Source organism: Enterobacteriaceae endosymbiont of Macroplea mutica, from assembly GCF_012571345.1.
Lineage (GTDB): Bacteria > Pseudomonadota > Gammaproteobacteria > Enterobacterales > Enterobacteriaceae.
The window spans coordinates 119,630-138,058 of sequence record NZ_CP046218.1 but is presented as its reverse complement, the minus strand read 5'-3'; the positions used below and the strand labels follow the sequence as shown (position 1 = coordinate 138,058).

Sequence of the window (18,429 nt, the reverse complement as noted above, 5' to 3'; positions counted from 1 at the left end):
GATAAATATATAATATATGATTCACGTATATTTTATATCAAATAATAGATTTTATTTATTTTCACAGTACAAAAATTAAATCATATAATATATGAACAATTTAACTTCACAAAATACTAATAACATGACTCCTATGATGTTACAGTATTTAAATTTAAAAAAAAAATATCCTCATATTATGTTATTTTATCGCATAGGAGATTTTTATGAAATGTTTTATGAAGATGCGATTAAGGCTTCCAAACTATTGAATTTAGTGTTAACTAAAAGAGGATCTATTAAAAATAATGTGCCTATGGCAGGAGTGCCAGTATGTAATGTAGAACATTATTTAGTTAAATTAATACATTTAGGTGAATCTATTGCTATTTGTGAACAAACTAGTAATAAAGTTTTATTTAAAAATAAAATTTTAGAACGTAAGATAGTACGTATTATTACTCCTGGAACTGTTAGTGATGATTTTTTATTACAAAATAATCATAAAGAAAATTTGCTTGCATCAATATTTTATAATGTTAAATATGGTTTTGGATACGCAATATTAAATATGAGTTCTGGATATTTTAAAATTATGCAACATCATAATTTAAATATTATAGCGGGCGAGATATATAGAACTAATCCTACAGAATTATTATATCCAGTTAATTTTTCTCATATGAAGTTACTTAAACATATAAAATGTAAACAAGAAAGACCAGTTTGGGAATTTGATTTTGATGTATCATATAAAATTTTAATGCAACAATTTAATGTTCCGAATCTAAAATGTTTTGGTATTGATTATAATAATGCATATGTTGCTATACAATCAGCAGGCTGTTTAATGCAATATATACAAAATACACAACAAGTATGTCATGTGCCACATATTAATAATATTATATTAGCAAATTATTATCACGAAATCTTGATGGATGATAATACACGTAAAAATTTAGAAATTACATATAGTTTATCAGGTAATAAAAATAATACTCTATTAAAAGTACTAGATAAGACTAAAACGACTATGGGTAGTCGTTTATTACAACGTTGGTTAAATGCACCAACACGTAATTTACAAGTTATTTTTGCAAGACAAAAAAGTATAACTATTTTATTAGATTATTATTTAGATTTCCAACCAAAATTATCACAAATAGGTGATATTGAAAGAATTATTGCACGTTTATCATTAAAAACAGCACGACCATATGATTTAGTTACTTTAAGAAAAATATTTGATATATTACCTGATATACATCATCAATTATATAAAATACCGTATTGTTATATTAAGGAAAAAATTATAAATCTTGGATTATTTACATCTATTAATCAAATTTTAAAAAAGGCTATTTTACAAAATCCTGCATCACAAATAAAAGATGGTTATGTTATTGCACATAATTATAATAATGATTTAGATCAATTAAGACGTATATCTAAAAATGCTAAACAATATTTACAAAATATAGAATTGAACGAACGTCAAAAATTAAATCTTAAAAAACTAAAAATTGGTTATAATACTATTCATGGATTTTATATCCAAATACCAAAAAATAAAATTGGCGATATACCATCTTACTATACAAATATACAAACTTTAAAAAATTATTATAGGTATACAATACCATCATTACAACAATATCACAAACAGATTTTATCTGCTCAAGATAATGCATTAAATTTAGAAAAAACATTATATGATCAGTTATTAAATTATATAAAACCATTTTTATCAAAATTACAACAATTAATATTATATTTATCAGAGTTAGATATATTATGTAATTTAGCTGAAAGAGCGATTACATTAAATTATACTAAACCTATAATAAATGATACAAAAGGAATTTTATTAATACAATCAAGACATCCTGTTATAGAACATATACTAGAAGCTCCGTTTATAGCGAACAATGTAGATTTAAATAGTAAACAAACCATGTTAATGATTACAGGACCTAATATGGGTGGCAAAAGTACATATATGAGACAAATAGCGCTAATTATTATAATGGCATATATTGGCAGTTATGTTCCTGCAAAAAGAGCCGTTATAGGTTCTATAGATCGTATATTTACTAGAATTGGTTCAACTGATGATATATCTTCTGGTTTATCAACTTTTATGATAGAAATGATAGAAACAGCAAATATTTTACATAATGCTACAGCTGATAGTTTAATATTGATGGATGAAATTGGACGTGGTACTTCTACTTGTGATGGTTTATCAATAGCGTGGTCTTGTGCAAAACATATAGCGACAAAAATTAAATCTTTAACACTATTTGCTACTAATTATACCGAATTAACACAATTACAATATATTGTCAAACATATTAAAAATGTATATTTTGATGCTATAGAATTTAACAATAAAATTACTTTTTTATATCTTATTAAAGATGGTGTGATTAATAAAAATTATGGATTATTTGTAGCTTCATTAGCTGGTATACCAAAACATGTTATAAATGAAGCTAAACAAAAAATAAAATCATTAGAAAAACAATCATAAAAAATTATTCATCATATTAATGATATATATATATCAAATATAAATACCATTTAAATATACTGTTATTAGTAACATAACATATATGTTGGAAACATGTTGTGATTAACAATATTCTTCTTATATTATATAACAAATAATCAATTTTATTGTAAAGGTGATAAACTCTCAATGGATAATTTTGCTAAACAAATTAAATTAGTTAATATTGAAGACGAATTAAAAAATTCGTATTTAGATTATGCTATGTCAGTTATTATAGGTAGAGCATTACCTGATGTTCGTGATGGTTTAAAACCTGTTCATAGAAGAATTTTATATGCTATGTATATATTAGGAAATATATGGAACAAACCATATAAAAAATCTGCAAGAATTGTTGGTGATGTTATAGGTAAATATCATCCTCATGGAGATACGGCGGTTTATGATGCTATTGTAAGATTAGCACAAACTTTTTCATTACGATATACATTAATAGATGGTCAAGGTAATTTTGGTTCTATAGATGGTGATTCTGCAGCTGCTATGCGTTATACAGAAATTAAAATGTCTAAAATTAGTCAAGAAATGATTAATGATTTAGAAAAAGAAACAATAAATTATACATTAAATTACGATGGTACTGAAAATATTCCTATAGTTCTGCCTACTAAAATTCCTAATTTATTAATTAATGGATCTGCAGGTATAGCTGTAGGCATGACTACAAATATTCCTCCACATAATATAACTGAAGTTATTAATGCATGTTTAGCATATATTAATGATGCAAATATTCATATATCAGAATTAATGAAATATATTTCTGGGCCAGATTTTCCAACTGCAGGGATAATCAATGGGACAGAAGGTATTAAAAATGCATATCATACTGGCAAAGGACAAATTTTTATTAGAGGACGCAGTAAAATATTAGCTAATGGAAAATATAATACAATTATAATATATGAATTACCTTATCAAATTAATAAAGCTAAGTTAATTGAAAAAATTGTTGAACTTATAAAAACAAAAAAAATTACTGGCATTAAAACCTTAAGAGATGAATCAGATAAGGATGGTATTAGAATTGTTATACATGTTAAAAAAAACATATCTACTAATATTATTTTAAATAATTTATATAAATTTACTTCTTTAGAAAGTTCTTTCCATATTAATATGGTTGCCTTGCATAAAGGAAAACCTACTATTATGTCTTTAAAAGATATTATTGTTGCTTTTATTAATCATAGACGCGAAATTGTTATGAGAAGAACTATATATGAAATAAAAAAATATAACCGTAAAGCACATATTTTAGAAGGTTTAATTATAGCTTTAATAAATATAAAAGATATTATACACATAATACGTTCAACAACTAGGACAGAAACCGTAAAAAGTATACTTCATAAACAAACTTGGCATACCAAAGATATATTATCAATATTACATATACAACATAATAAAAACATTTTTTTAAAAAATAAAAATATCATAAAAAATACAAAATATTCTTTTAGTAACAAACAAGTACAAGCTATTTTAGATTTAAAATTACATAAATTAACTAATTTAGAATATCAAAAATTATGTGATCAATATCAACAAACAATACTTAGTATTACACAATTATCACAAATTATGAATAATAATGAATGTTTAATGAACGTTATTTGTAAAGAATTAATTTCTATTAAAGAAATGTTTGGTGATATTAGAAAAACAGAAATTATATCTAAAACTAATTCTTTTAAAACAATAGACTTTATAGCTTCTGAAAATGTTATAGTTACTTTAACACATAAAGGATATATAAAATATCAAAAATTATCTGAATATAATGTACAACATAGAGGTGGTAAAGGCAAATTATCCACAAAAATTAATGTAGATGATTATATTATTAAATTTTCTATAGTAAATACTCATGATAATATCATGCTATTTTCTAATTTTGGACGTTTGTATTGGCTAAAAGTATATAATTTGCCATCTACAAATCGTTATTCTAAAGGTAGGCCATTAATTAATATTTTGCCTTTAAAACATAACGAATATATTACTACTTTTACTGTTGTTAACCAATATTCCAAAGATCTAAGTTTATTTATTGTAACTATGAAAGGTTTTGTTAAAGCAACCAATTTACAATATTTTAGTAAACCACGTTCTAATGGTATTATTGCAATTAAATTATATCAGCATGATTATGTTAAAGAAGTAACTATTATAAATTTTAAAGATCAACACATAATGTTATTTTCTTATTTAGGTAAAACAGTAAGATTTTGTCTTTCGAATATTAGAATTATGGGTAGAAGTACTAAAGGTGTACGCGGCATAAAATTTATATCTCATCAAGATAAGATTGTTTCACTGATTGTTTTAGAAAATAATGATAGGCATAATATATTAACTATTACAGAAAATGGTTATGGCAAGAGAACACATAATAGCGAATATCCTCTTAGATCTAGAGCAACAAAAGGTGTTATTAATATCAAAACTAATTATAGGAATGGTAATGTTATAGGCGCTATTAAAGTGTTAGAAACAGATCATATTATCATTATTACCAATATAGGTACATTAATTAGAATACCTGTATCAGAAATTTGTTTAGTACGTCGCAATACTATAGGAGTTACAATGATTAGAATTAAAAAATTAGAAAAAGTAATAGGATTATATAATATTATAAATCTTAAGTAAGTTCTTTTTTAACATTTTATATATTTAAAAAAAATATAATGATTTATACTATTCTATTTAAAATAATAATTTTGTTTATTGTATTTTACATTAGATCTTTTAACTGATATACTTTATCTAGTTTTTCCCATGGGAAAATATTTCTACCAAAATGTCCATATACAGATGTTTGTTGATATATAGGTCTTAATAAATCTAACATTTGAATTAAATAAAAAGGTCTTAAATCAAAGATTTGATTTATTAAAAATAGTAATTTTTCATTACTAATAGTACCAGTACCAAAAGTGTTAATCATAATTGATATGGGTTTCGCTATACCAATAATATATGCAATTTGTATTTCACATTTAGAAGCTAAAGATGCTGCAACTATATTTTTCGCGATATAACGTGCTGCATATGCTGCAGATCTGTCTATTTTAGATGGATCCTTACCAGAAAATGCGCCACCACCATGTCTAGCCATGCCACCATAGGTATCAACTATAATTTTCCTACCTGTAAGTCCACAATCGCTTAATGGTCCACCTATTACAAAACGACCTGCGGGATTAATAAAAAATTTGGTGTTTTTTGTTATCCATTTTTTTGGTAAAATTGGTTTAATAATCTCTTCCATACATGCTTCTTCAATTACTTTATGAGGTATATTATTTTTTACTTGTGTAGAGAGCACAACAGAATGTATACTACTAATTTTATCATTAATATAACTAAAGGTAATTTGACTTTTTGCATCTGGTCTTAACCATTTTAAGATTTTTTTTTTCCTAACTTGTGCTTGTTTATATACTAAACGATGTGCATAAGTAATAGGTGCCGGCATTAATACATCTGTTTCATTAGTTGCATAACCAAAAACTAGACCTTGATCTCCAGCACCTTGATTGTAAATATTTTTGTTATAGATTCCTTTCGCTATATCTTCAGATTGTTGGCCAATAATGTTTAAAATAGCACAAGAATTAGCATCAAAACCCATATTAGGATGAATATATCCGATATTCTTGATGGTATTTCTGACAATATTTTCTATATTAATATGTGCATTAGTTGTTATTTCTCCTCCAATTAATACCATACCTGTTTTAATATATGTTTCACATGCAACTTTTGCTTTTACATCTTGTATAATAATATGATCTAATATTGCATCAGAAATTTGATCTGCCATTTTATCAGGATGTCCTTCAGATACGGATTCTGATGTAAAAAGATATGTTGACATATTGTTAACCTTTATAAAATAAATTTTTTTATATAAAAAACATATTTAATATTATTTGTATTGTTTATCTATTAATATTTGCATCAAATCATTATTTGAAATAAATTTATATATCATATATATATGATATTAATGATTATATATTATATATTAATCTTTTTAAAAAGTTTTTATATGCTTACTTCTTAAATAAGAATAATAATATTAATAATTTAAATAGTAGGAAGATATATGCCCTCAAGAAAAGATTTAGCTAATGCTATTAGATTTTTAAGTATTGATGCTATAGAAAAATCTAATTCAGGACATCCTGGTGCACCTATGGGTATGGCAGATATAGCAGAAGTATTATGGAGAAATTATTTAAGTCATAATCCTAATAATCCATTATGGATGAATCGTGATAGATTTATATTATCTAACGGACATTGTGCCATGTTACTTTATAGTTTATTACATTTAACAGGATATAATTTAACCATTGATGATTTAAAAAATTTTCGTAAATTACATTCTAAAACTCCTGGTCATCCAGAATTTCAATGTACTCCTAGTGTCGAATCTAGTACAGGGCCTCTTGGGCAAGGTTTGGCTAACGCTGTAGGTATTGCTATTGCAGAAAAAGTATTAAGTGCACAATTTAATAAACCTGGATATAATATTATTGATCATTATACTTATGTGTTTGTAGGCGACGGTTGCTTGATGGAAGGAATTTCACATGAAGTATGTTCATTAGCAGGAACTTTAAAACTTAAAAAATTAATAGTATTTTATGATAATAATGGTATTTCTATTGATGGTAATATAAAAGAATGGTGTATGGATAATACTAAAAAGAGATTTGAATCTTATGGATGGAATGTTATTGCTGATATAGATGGTCATAATTATAAAAAAATTCAAATCGCGATAGAACAAGCTAGATCATTAAAAACTAATCAACCATCTTTACTAATTTGTAATACTATTCTAGCTTATGGTTCGCCGAATAAATCTGGAAAAAATATTGCTCATGGTATGCCATTAGGAGTAACTGAAACATTATTGACTAGAAAAAAATTAAATTGGCAATTTAAACCTTTTTATATCCCTAAAGAAATTTATCATCAATGGAATGCAAAAGATATAGGCAATTTAAGAGAATTAAAATGGACCAATAAATATAATGAATATTGCAAAATATTCCCTGCATTATCAGATGAATTACAACGTAGAATTAATCATACTTTACCAACATCTTGGTTAACAACAATAAAAAATCTTTTAATAAATATGGATGATGCTACTAGTATGTCTACAAGACAAGCATCGCAATATATTTTAGAAAAAATTACATATATATTACCAGAATTATTAGGAGGATCAGCAGATCTCGCATCTAGTAATTTAACATTAGTATCTAATTCCAAACCTATCAACAAATTTTTATATGGTAATTATATTCATTATGGTGTTAGAGAATTTGGCATGATGGCAATATCTAATGGTATTTCCTTATACAATGGTTTTATCCCATATACTGCAACTTTTTTAGTTTTTATGGATTATTGTCGTAGTGCTATACGAATGGCATCTTTAATGAAAATTAGAAATATTATGATTTATACCCATGATTCTATTGGTGTAGGAGAAGATGGTCCAACACATCAACCAATAGAACAATTATCAAGTTTAAGATTAATACCTAATTTAAGTGTTTGGAGACCATGTGATAAAATTGAAACAATAATTGCATGGCAACATGCTATTGAAAATTTACATACTCCTACTAGTTTAATTCTTTCAAGACAAATTTTGCCTACACAGATTAGAAATAAAGAAAAAATAGAATCTATACATTATGGAGGATATATTTTAAAAGATCCTTTAGATCAATTACCAGAAATAATTTTAATTGCTACAGGTTCGGAAGTTTATTTAGCGGTAGAAACTTTTAATCAATTATCCTCAAAATATAAAATTAGAGTTGTTTCTATGCCTTCCATAGATACATTCGAAAAACAGACACAAGAATATAAAAATCATGTTTTGCCTTCAAATATAACTTTAAGAATTGCAATTGAAGCAGGATCAAAAGATTTATGGTATAAATATATAGGTACAAAAGGTCATATCATCGGTATAAATCAATTTGGATATTCTGGTTCAGCAGAAAAATTATTTGTAAAATTTGGTTTTACTGTGCAAAATATTATAAAAGTTATTGAAAAATTATTTAAGAATTATACTTAATATTTTTTATACAAGGATATTATTATGTCTTTATTAAATATTACAGATGTTAATATTAATAATAAAATCATATTGATTAGATCAGATTTAAATGTTCCTATAGATGCTCAAGGTAAAATTTTATCTGCTACTAGAATAAAATTTGCATTACCAACCATTAAATATGCTTTATTACAAGGAGCTAAAATTATTATAGCTTCACATTTAGGCAGACCTATTGAAGGAAAATATGATGATATTTATTCTTTAAAAAATGTTGCTATATATTTAAGTAAACAATTACAACATAAAGTTGTTTTAAAACAAAATTATCTTAATGGTATAATTTTTGAAAATAATGAAATTATTTTATTAGAAAATGTACGTTTTAATATTGGAGAAAAACGTAATTCTAAAACATTATCCAAAAAATATGCGGCATTATGTGATATTTTTGTTATGGATGCTTTTGCTACCGCACATCGTGTACACGCTTCAACATATGGAATTATAGACTTTGTTAAACAGTCTTGTGCCGGATTTTTATTAATTAATGAAATTATTAATTTAAAGAAATTTTTATATAAACCATCAAAACCTATTGTTTCTATTATCGGTGGCGCTAAAATTTCTACTAAATTTAATTTGTTAACACAACTATTAAATTTTTCTGATAAAGTAATTATTGGTGGCGGTATTGCTAATACTTTCTTGTATCTTAATCATAATATTGGATATTCTTTATATGAAAAAAATGCAATATCATTAGCTAGACAACTATATAAAAAATATAAAAATATGATTTTACCAGTAGATTGTAGAATTGGAACGAGTTTTTCTAATGATTCATATATAGGAATTAAAAATGTAAATGATATTCTTAATAATGATATGATCATGGATATTGGCGATCAAACTATTAAGATTATTCATAATATTTTAATACATGCTGCAACAATATTATGGAATGGTCCAGTAGGTGTGTTTGAATTTTCAAATTTTTGTCATGGTACAAAACAAATTGCAAAAACAGTTGCAAATAGTAATGCTTTTTCTATTGTTGGTGGTGGTGATACTATAGCAGCAATAGAATTATTTAATGTGTTAGATAAAATGTCTTATATTTCTACAGGAGGTGGCGCTTTTTTAAAATTTATAGAAAATAAAACACTACCTGTTATAGAAAAATTACAAAATGCAAATATATAATTTAAATATCATCTAATTTTATTATAATGTGTCTGTTCAAATAAGGTAAAGTTTATATTATGTCTAAAATTTTAAATTATGTTAAACCTGGTGTTGTAGTTGGTCATGATGTACAAACTATTTTTAAAATAGCTAAAAAAAATAAATTTGCTTTACCAGCTATTAATTGTGTTGGCACTGATTCTATTAATATAGTATTAGAAACAGCATCTAAAATGCATTCTGCTGTTATTATACAATTTTCGTATGGTGGTGCATCATTTATTGCAGGCAAAGGATTGCAAAGACATAATCCTCAATTAGCAGCAGTAATGGGCGCTATTTCTGGTGCGCAACATGTTCATAATGTAGCTAAATATTATAAGATACCTGTAATTTTACATACAGATCATTGTACAAAAAAAAATTTATTTTGGATAGATAGATTATTAGAAGAAAATCAAAAATATTATAATATGCATGGTTGCACTTTATTTTCTTCACATATGTTAGATTTATCACGTGAATCACTAGCGGAAAATATTAATATTTGTAGTAAATATTTTTCTATAATGTCTAAAATGAATATGACATTAGAATTAGAATTAGGATGTACAGGAGGCGAAGAAGATGGTATTGATAATAGTAATTTAACAAAAACATTATTATATACCGATCCATATGATATAGACTATGCATATAAAAAATTAATTTTAATTAGTCCCCAATTTACTATTGCTGCTTCTTTTGGTAATGTTCATGGAGTATATCAAATAGGTAATGTAAAATTAAAACCCATAATTTTAAAAAAAACACAAGAATATATTATGCAAAAATATAAATTATCATATAATCCTATTAATTTCGTATTTCATGGAGGTTCTGGATCTTCAACAAAAGATATAAAACAATCTATTGATTATGGTGTTATAAAAATGAATATTGATACCGATGTACAATGGGCTACTTGGCAAGGAATATTATCATTTTATAATAAAAATAAATTATATTTACAAAAACAGTTAGGTAATCCAAAAGGTGATAATATACCCAATAAAAAATATTATGATCCTAGAACTTGGATTAGAGAATCACAAATTTGTGTTAAAAAACGCTTAGAAAAAATTTTTAAAAACTTAAATACAATAAATACATTATAATATTATTATATATATTATAATTTTTTTATAAAAATATTTTATATCATATGGTTAAAATAATTTATGCATAACATCAATAATATATTAAATATTCTTAAAGATTGGATATTACAAAATAAATTATCTATTTTATCTCATTTTTGGAATATAATATTTGCTATTATTATTATAATTTTAGGTTTTAAGATTTCCACAATTATTATTAATACTATACAAAATGTTTTTAAGAATAGAAACATAGATCCTATTACTATAGGTTTTATATCTAATATATTAAAATATAGTTTATTTATATTTGTTATTGTTACAGCATTAAGTAGTTTAGGTTTTAAAACATCATCCATTGTAGCAGCATTTGGAACAATAGGATTAGTTATAGGTTTAGCATGGCAAAGTGCTTTAGCTAATGTTGCTTCGGGATTATTAATTATTACTTTACGTATTTTCCAAATTGGCGATTATATTAATTTAAATAATATTATTGGTAAAATCATTAATGTAGAAATATTTTGTACATTTCTAAAAACATTAGATGGTAGTATTGTATCAGTGCCAAATAGTAAAATTTTATCAGAAAATATCATAAATTTATCTAAATCTCATGAATATCGTAATAAAATTACTTTAGGACTATCACGTATCATTACAGAAAATGATATACAMACTATACGAAAAATATTACTTGATAATGTTTCTATTAGTAATGAAATTATAAAAAATTCTGTGGTAGATATTGTGTTGAATGAAATAACTATTAATTCTATAAATTTTACTATCTTTTTTTGGATTAATGATTTTATGTATAAAAAAGAAATTTGTTCTAATTTAATTAATCAAATTAAACAAAGTTTAGAAAAATATAAACCTTCTTGTGTTTTATGGATTAATAATGATTAATTACGTTTTACAGATGTTCGGTGCGAACGGGATTTGAACCCGTGACCCCCGGCGTGACAGGCCGGTATTCTAACCAACTGAACTATCGCACCTACGTGGATATTATAATATGTTATATATAAATTAGTCAATATGTTTTTATATATTTAAGATTATGATTTCCATAGGCAAAAACCACATTTTTGCTTAATTAGAATAATTTGCATTTTATGTAATTTTTGTTCTTCTATAGAAGGATGAATTACTATTAATTTTTTTACATAATTAGTATGTAATAAATTATTATTTTTAACAAACTTTATATCAGTATTTGTTATTTTATTTAATAAAAATTTATTTTGCTTACTTGTCATAGCTAAATATACATTAGCTAGAAGTTTAGCATCTAATAATGCACCGTGTACTACACGTTGTTTTGTATTAATATTAAATCTTGAACATAATGCATTTAATGAATTTCTTTTACCAGGGAACAAGTTTCTTGACATTTTTAATGTATCAATAATAGAACAAATATTTTCTATTTTAGTATTTGTATTTTTTAATAAGGATAATTCATAATTTAAAAAATCAATATCAAATTGTGCATTATGGATAATTAATTGTGCTTTTTGTATATAATTTAATAAATTTAACATAATATCTTTAAAAACTGGTTTTCCTAATAAAAATTTTTTTGTAATACCATGTATTTTATTTGCTTCAAAACTAATGTCTTGCATAGGATTAATATATGTATGAAAAAAATTACCAGTAATTTGTCGATTAATAATTTCGATCATCCCTATTTCAATAATTTTATGACCAGTATAATAAGGAGGATTAATATTCATACCTGTAGTTTCTATATCTAATACAATTTGACGTATATTATTAGTATTATTCATGTTTATTATCCTAAATATAAATTATAAGGTTTTAAAATGTATAAAAACATAAATATTTTTACTGATGGATCRTGTATTTCTAATCCCGGTCCAGGAGGATATGCTGCTATTTTACAATATTATCAATATGAAAAAATTTTTTCACAAGGTTTTTTTTATACAACTAATAATCGCATGGAATTAATGGCGGCTATTATTGCTTTAGAATCCTTAAAAGAAAATTGCAATATTATAATTACGACAGATAGTAAATATTTAAAAGAAGGTATTACAAAATGGATTATTAATTGGAAACATTCTAAATGGTTATGTAGTAATAAAAAACCAGTTAAAAATATTGATTTATGGAAACGTTTAAATATTACATTAATAAATCATAATATTCATTGGATATGGGTAAAAGGACATACTGGACATATATATAATGAAAAATGTGACAAACTAGCTCGTTATGCTGCTACTAATCCGACCTATAATGATATAGGTTATATATAGTTTATATTCGTATAAAAATTTTTATTTATTATATAAGTTTTTAAAAAAAATCATTTTTATGTTATAAATAATATAATTACACAGTTATCATGAATAAATATTTTATAGTTTTATTAAAAGGTCAATAAAATAATGCTAGATAATACTAGGTTGCGTATTGCAATGCAAAAAGCAGGACGTTTGAGTTATGATTCATATAAATTACTAAAAAAATGCGGCATTGAAATCAATTTACAACAACAACAACAACTTATTGCGTCTGCTAAAAATCTACCTATTGATATATTTATGGTTCGAGATGATGATATACCAGAATTAATTATGGAAGGAGTAGTTGATTTAGGTATTATAGGTGAAAATGTCTTAAAAGAAAAAGTCTTAACTAAATTCATAAATATAAAATATACACCTAAATATACAACATTATTAAGGTTAAATTTTGGAGTATGTAGATTATCAATAGCTATTCCTATACATCAACAATATAAAGGTATAGAAACATTACAAAATTATAGAATAGCAACATCATATCCTAATTTATTAAAACAATATTTAGATAAATATAATATAAAATTTAAATCATGTGTATTAAATGGTTCTGTTGAATTAGCTCCTAAAGTTGGTTTAGCAGATGCAATATGTGATTTGGTATCTACAGGAGCTACATTAAAAGAAAATGGGATTAAAGAAGTAGAAGTTATATATAGTTCTAAAGCATGTTTAATACAACGTTGGGGTACAATATTAGATGTTAAACAAGAATTAATCAATAAATTATTAACTAGAATACAAGGAGTGATTAAAGCTAAAGAATCAAAATATATTATGTTGCATATACCACGAGAAAAATTACAAGAAGTAATAAATTTATTACCTGGAGCTGAATACCCTACTATTCTGCCATTATCTCATAAAAGCAATAAATTAGTAATGCATATGGTGAGTACAGAAACATTATTTTGGGAAACTATGGAACAATTAAAAATGTTAGGCGCAAGTTCTATTTTAGTATTACCTATTGAAAAAATGTTGGAGTAAAATGATATGATTGCAAATAATATTATTTATTGGGATAAATGTGATGCCACATACCAAAAAAAAATTCTAACACGTCCAGTACGTTTATTAAATGATAGGTTAAATAATGATGTGCAAAACATTTTAAAAACAGTAAAACAACAAGGTAATAAATCATTAATTAACTATACTTTGTTATTTGATAAAATAAATCTAGTAAAATTAAAAATTAATAAACAACAAATTTATGATGCAAAAACTTATATAAGTAATAATACTAAAAAAGCTATTTATAATGCTTTTTTGAATATACAAAAATTTCATAAAACACAAATTAATAAAGAAATAATAATTGAAACTATACCTGGTATATATTGTCAACAACTCTATAAACCTATACAAACAGTAGGACTATATATTCCTGGAGGTAATTCTTCATTGTTTTCTACTGTTTTAATGTTAGGYATACCCGCTAAATTAGCTTCATGTCAAAATATTATTTTATGTTCGCCACCACCAATATCTAATGAAATATTATTTGCTGCTTCTTTATGTGGTATTAGTAATATTTTTCAAATAGGTGGAGCACATGCTATTGCTGCAATGGCATATGGTACAGAAACAATACCAAAAGTAAACAAAATTTTTGGTCCTGGTAATGCTTTTGTTACAGAAGCGAAACGACAAATATCTTTATCTGATACTTTAAATACTGCTATCGATATGCCAGCAGGACCATCAGAATTAATGATTCTATCTGATCATACTGCTTATGTTGATTTTATTATAGCTGATTTAATATCACAAGCAGAACATGGTAATGATTCACAAGTAATACTTGTTACGACAGATATTAAAATTGCTAATGAAGTCTTTAATAATATACATAAACAATATAGTTTGATAAAAAATAAAAAATATATACAACAATCTTTAAAACATAGTTATATTATAATTGCAAAAAATATGATGCAATGTATACAAATTGTAAATATGTATGCTCCTGAACATTTAATTATACAATGTAATAATTATAAACATATTTTATCTAAAATTAATAACGCTGCATCTATTTTTTTAGGCCATTGGGCGCCAGAAGCTGTTGGAGATTATGCTACTGGAACTAACCATGTTTTACCTACATATGGTTATGCACAAACTTATTCTTGTTTGGGAGTATTAGATTTTCAAAAACGTATTTATACCCAACAATTAACTAAACAAGGTTTTATGAAAATTGCTAAAACAGTAGAAATTATGGCGCAACAAGAAAAATTATTAGGTCATAAAAATGCAGTTACGATACGTAAAAAAYATATTTTACAAAATAAACTATTAAATAATATTGTCAAAACAAATAAACATTGTATAAAAAAAATCATACGTCATGATATTATTAATTTATTACCATACCAATCTGCTAGATTATTACATAATCCACAGTGCCAACAAATTCTTTTAAATGCAAATGAATCGCCTCAAAATTATGCATTTCACTTAAAAATTAATACTTTAAATAGATATCCTGAACCTCAACCTCAAAAATTAAAATATTATTATACAAAATATATTAATAATAATATTGATATCAAGAATCTTTTAATTACAAGAGGTGCTGATGAAGGAATTGAATTAATTATGCGTGCTTTCTGCATGCCATACCATGATGCTATTATATTTTGTCCACCTACATACGGTATGTATCAAATTAATGCGCAAATATTAGGTATAAAATATTACACAGTAAAATGTTTATGTAATTTCCAGTTAAATTTAAAAAAAATAATACATAAAATAAATAATTATAATATAAAAATTATATATATATGTAATCCTAATAATCCTACTGGCAATTTAATTAATAAACATGATATTATCACATTATTGCAATTTGTTAATAATAAAATTATTATAGTACTAGATGAAGCTTATATAGAATTTTGTCATACATATACCTTATTAAAATTAATTAAACAATATAATAATGTAATTATTTTAMGAACTTTATCTAAAGCTTTTGGTTTAGCAGGTCTTCGTTGTGGTTTTATTATTGCACATCATAGTATTATACATGTTTTAAAAAAAGTTATTGCACCATATCCTATTCCGCAACCAGTTTCTGATATAGCTGTCCAAGCATTACATAGTTCATATATAAGTATAGTATTTAATAATGTTAAAAATATTATAGCAAATAGAGAATGGTTAATAAGTAAATTAAAATATTTAAATATCGTGAAACATATTTATCCTAGTGTCACTAATTATATTTTAGTTGAATTTATAAATGTGCAAAATGTTTTTAATTATTTGTTACAACATAATATTATTGTAAGACAACAAAATCATATAACACAATTAAAAAATTGTTTAAGAATAACTATTGGCACATATAATGAATGCAAACAAATAATTGTTGTATTACAACAATTATTAATTCAATAAAATTTATTTTTAGTATTAGGAAATATATAAGATGTTAAATAAGATTATTTTTATAGATCGTGATGGTACTATAATACACGAACCAGAAGATAATTTCCAAGTAGATAATATAAATAAATTGCGTTTTCAAAAAAACGTCATTTTAGCTTTGTCACAATTAAGAAAATTATCTTATATGTTGGTTATGGTTACAAACCAAGATGGATTAGGTACACAATATTTTTCTAAAAAAAATTTTTACATAGTACATAATTACATGTTAAAAATTTTGGAATCACAAAATATTTTATTTCATGGTATTTATATATGTCCACATTATGAAAGAGAAAATTGTTTATGTCGTAAGCCAAATATAGATATGATAAAGTTATATCTAAATAATTTAGATAAAAATAATAGCTATGTTATTGGAGATCGTATAGTTGATATGGATTTAGCAAAAAATATAGGTATACAGGGAATACATTATAATCAAGAAATGGATTGGATGGATATTGTAACGCAATTAACACCTATAAAAAGATATTCGCAAGTCACAAGACATACTAAGGAAACATCTATACATACAGAAATTATATTAGATAGCAATACTAATATAAACAAAATAGACACAGGAATACATTTTTTTAATCATATGTTAGAACAAATAGCTATTCATTCAGGATGTACTTTAAATATACAATCACAAGGAGATTTATATCTTGATGATCATCATCTTGTTGAAGACACAGCTTTAACTTTAGGCACAGCTTTATTCAGAGCATTAGGTAACAAATTAGGTATACAAAGATTTGGTTTTGTATTACCTATGGATGAATCTTTAGCAGAATGCGCTTTAGATTTATCTGGTAGGCCATATTTACAATATGATGCAAAATTTAAATTTCAAAAAGTAGGTGATTTAAGTACTGAAATGATAAAACATTTTTTTTATTCATTATCATATTCTATGTCATCTAATATATATTTAAAAGTAATTGGTGATAATGATCACCATAAAGCTGAAAGTTTATTTAAAGTATTTGGACAAACTTTAAAACAAGCTATACGTATTATAAATTTTACTATACCCAGTTCTAAAGGAATTATATATTGAACATTATTATTATTAATACAGCTTGTGGTAATTTATATTCTTTGCAATCTGCAATTAAAAAAATTGGTTTTAATGCATTAATTACTAATAATCCTAATAAAATTAGACAAGCTGATAAAATATTTTTACCAGGAGTAGGTTCGGTAAAATCAGCAATGAATACATTACAAAAATATAATTTAATACAAATGATTTTTTCTTGTAAAAAAGATATATTAGGTATATGTTTAGGAATGCAAATTCTAGGTAAATATAGTATGGAATCTAATGGTATACATACCTTAAATATTTTAGATTATGATGTAAATATTATCAATAATACTAATTTACCTGTTCCACACATGGGTTGGAATACTATTAATTATAGCAAATTTTCCCCAATATTATATAATATCCCTGATCAAACCTATTTTTATTTTTCACATAGCTATATAATAAATACTAATCAATATACTATAGCAACAAGTCATTATCACAAGTTTTTTAGTGCCATTATACAATATAAAAATTTTTTTGGAGTACAATTTCATCCAGAAAAATCTGGTATGGCTGGTTTACAATTAATTAAAAATTTTTTAAAAATATAA

General features: G+C 24.4%; 12 protein-coding genes, 1 tRNA gene and 1 pseudogene. 11 read left to right on the top strand and 3 right to left on the bottom strand.

Going from position 1 to position 18,429, the window contains the following annotated elements; translation table 11 throughout:
* Positions 1-91: 91 nt before the first annotated feature.
* A pseudogene (gene mutS, locus GJT87_RS00695) lies at positions 92-2,512 on the top strand (DNA mismatch repair protein MutS); the annotation flags it as partial.
* Between the two features lie 171 nt (positions 2,513-2,683).
* Entirely contained in the window at positions 2,684-5,212 is a 2,529-nt protein-coding gene (gyrA, locus tag GJT87_RS00690) for a DNA gyrase subunit A (protein ID WP_168895511.1), read from the top strand.
* 85 nt (positions 5,213-5,297) lie between these two features.
* Here gyrA and metK read toward each other — a convergent pair whose 3' ends face one another.
* Positions 5,298-6,443, bottom strand: coding sequence for a methionine adenosyltransferase (gene metK / locus GJT87_RS00685; protein ID WP_168895510.1), 1,146 nt, complete (start codon positions 6,441-6,443; stop codon positions 5,298-5,300).
* 231 nt (positions 6,444-6,674) lie between these two features.
* Here metK and tkt point away from each other — a divergent pair, with 231 nt between their 5' ends.
* From tkt to GJT87_RS00665, 4 genes are all read left to right on the top strand, one after another.
* Entirely contained in the window at positions 6,675-8,678 is a 2,004-nt protein-coding gene (gene tkt, locus GJT87_RS00680) for a transketolase (protein ID WP_168895509.1), read from the top strand.
* Between the two features lie 24 nt (positions 8,679-8,702).
* Positions 8,703-9,866 (top strand): phosphoglycerate kinase, encoded by a 1,164-nt coding sequence (locus tag GJT87_RS00675; RefSeq protein WP_168895508.1) that lies wholly within the window; start codon positions 8,703-8,705, stop codon positions 9,864-9,866.
* A gap of 59 nt (positions 9,867-9,925) precedes the next feature.
* Positions 9,926-11,005 carry a class II fructose-bisphosphate aldolase gene (gene fbaA / locus GJT87_RS00670; RefSeq protein ID WP_168895507.1) on the top strand — a complete coding sequence of 360 codons (1,080 nt, stop codon included), beginning with the start codon at positions 9,926-9,928 and terminating at the stop codon, positions 11,003-11,005.
* A gap of 63 nt (positions 11,006-11,068) precedes the next feature.
* Complete coding sequence (locus tag GJT87_RS00665; protein ID WP_168895506.1) at positions 11,069-11,902, top strand: mechanosensitive ion channel domain-containing protein; 834 nt, start codon at positions 11,069-11,071, stop codon at positions 11,900-11,902.
* 18 nt (positions 11,903-11,920) lie between these two features.
* Here GJT87_RS00665 and GJT87_RS00660 read toward each other — a convergent pair.
* Together GJT87_RS00660 and dnaQ are read right to left on the bottom strand one after the other, a co-directional pair.
* A tRNA-Asp gene (locus GJT87_RS00660) sits at positions 11,921-11,994 on the bottom strand.
* Between the two features lie 60 nt (positions 11,995-12,054).
* The gene (gene dnaQ, locus GJT87_RS00655) at positions 12,055-12,789 is read right to left on the bottom strand and encodes a DNA polymerase III subunit epsilon (RefSeq protein WP_168895505.1); all 735 of its coding nucleotides are present in this window, start codon (positions 12,787-12,789) and stop codon (positions 12,055-12,057) included.
* Positions 12,790-12,825: 36 nt separating this feature from the next.
* On the opposite strand from dnaQ, the gene rnhA reads away from it, so the two are divergent.
* The 5 genes from rnhA (at position 12,826) to hisH (ending at position 18,429) form a co-directional block, all read left to right on the top strand.
* Positions 12,826-13,284 carry a ribonuclease HI gene (gene rnhA / locus GJT87_RS00650; RefSeq protein ID WP_168895504.1) on the top strand — a complete coding sequence of 153 codons (459 nt, stop codon included), beginning with the start codon at positions 12,826-12,828 and terminating at the stop codon, positions 13,282-13,284.
* Positions 13,285-13,416: 132 nt separating this feature from the next.
* Positions 13,417-14,322, top strand: a complete 906-nt coding sequence (gene hisG, locus GJT87_RS00645) for an ATP phosphoribosyltransferase (protein WP_168895503.1) — start codon at positions 13,417-13,419, stop codon at positions 14,320-14,322.
* Between the two features lie 6 nt (positions 14,323-14,328).
* Positions 14,329-16,746 carry a histidinol dehydrogenase gene (gene hisD, locus GJT87_RS02280; protein WP_211080593.1) on the top strand — a complete coding sequence of 806 codons (2,418 nt, stop codon included), beginning with the start codon at positions 14,329-14,331 and terminating at the stop codon, positions 16,744-16,746.
* Positions 16,747-16,777: 31 nt separating this feature from the next.
* The gene (gene hisB / locus GJT87_RS00635; RefSeq protein WP_168895502.1) at positions 16,778-17,842 is read left to right on the top strand and encodes a bifunctional histidinol-phosphatase/imidazoleglycerol-phosphate dehydratase HisB; all 1,065 of its coding nucleotides are present in this window, start codon (positions 16,778-16,780) and stop codon (positions 17,840-17,842) included.
* A complete protein-coding gene (gene hisH / locus GJT87_RS00630; RefSeq protein WP_168895501.1) occupies positions 17,839-18,429 on the top strand; it encodes an imidazole glycerol phosphate synthase subunit HisH in 591 nt (196 codons plus the stop codon). The genes hisB and hisH overlap by 4 nt, the downstream gene beginning before the upstream one ends.

Coding starts and splice junctions, on each gene's coding strand:
- fbaA (WP_168895507.1), top strand. CDS start 9,926: ATGTCTAAAATTTTAAATTATGTTAAACCTGGTGTTGTAGTTGGTCAT.
- hisB (WP_168895502.1), top strand. CDS start 16,778: ATGTTAAATAAGATTATTTTTATAGATCGTGATGGTACTATAATACAC.
- metK (WP_168895510.1), bottom strand. CDS start 6,443: ATGTCAACATATCTTTTTACATCAGAATCCGTATCTGAAGGACATCCT.
- hisG (WP_168895503.1), top strand. CDS start 13,417: ATGCTAGATAATACTAGGTTGCGTATTGCAATGCAAAAAGCAGGACGT.
- dnaQ (WP_168895505.1), bottom strand. CDS start 12,789: ATGAATAATACTAATAATATACGTCAAATTGTATTAGATATAGAAACT.
- GJT87_RS00675 (WP_168895508.1), top strand. CDS start 8,703: ATGTCTTTATTAAATATTACAGATGTTAATATTAATAATAAAATCATA.
- gyrA (WP_168895511.1), top strand. CDS start 2,684: ATGGATAATTTTGCTAAACAAATTAAATTAGTTAATATTGAAGACGAA.
- tkt (WP_168895509.1), top strand. CDS start 6,675: ATGCCCTCAAGAAAAGATTTAGCTAATGCTATTAGATTTTTAAGTATT.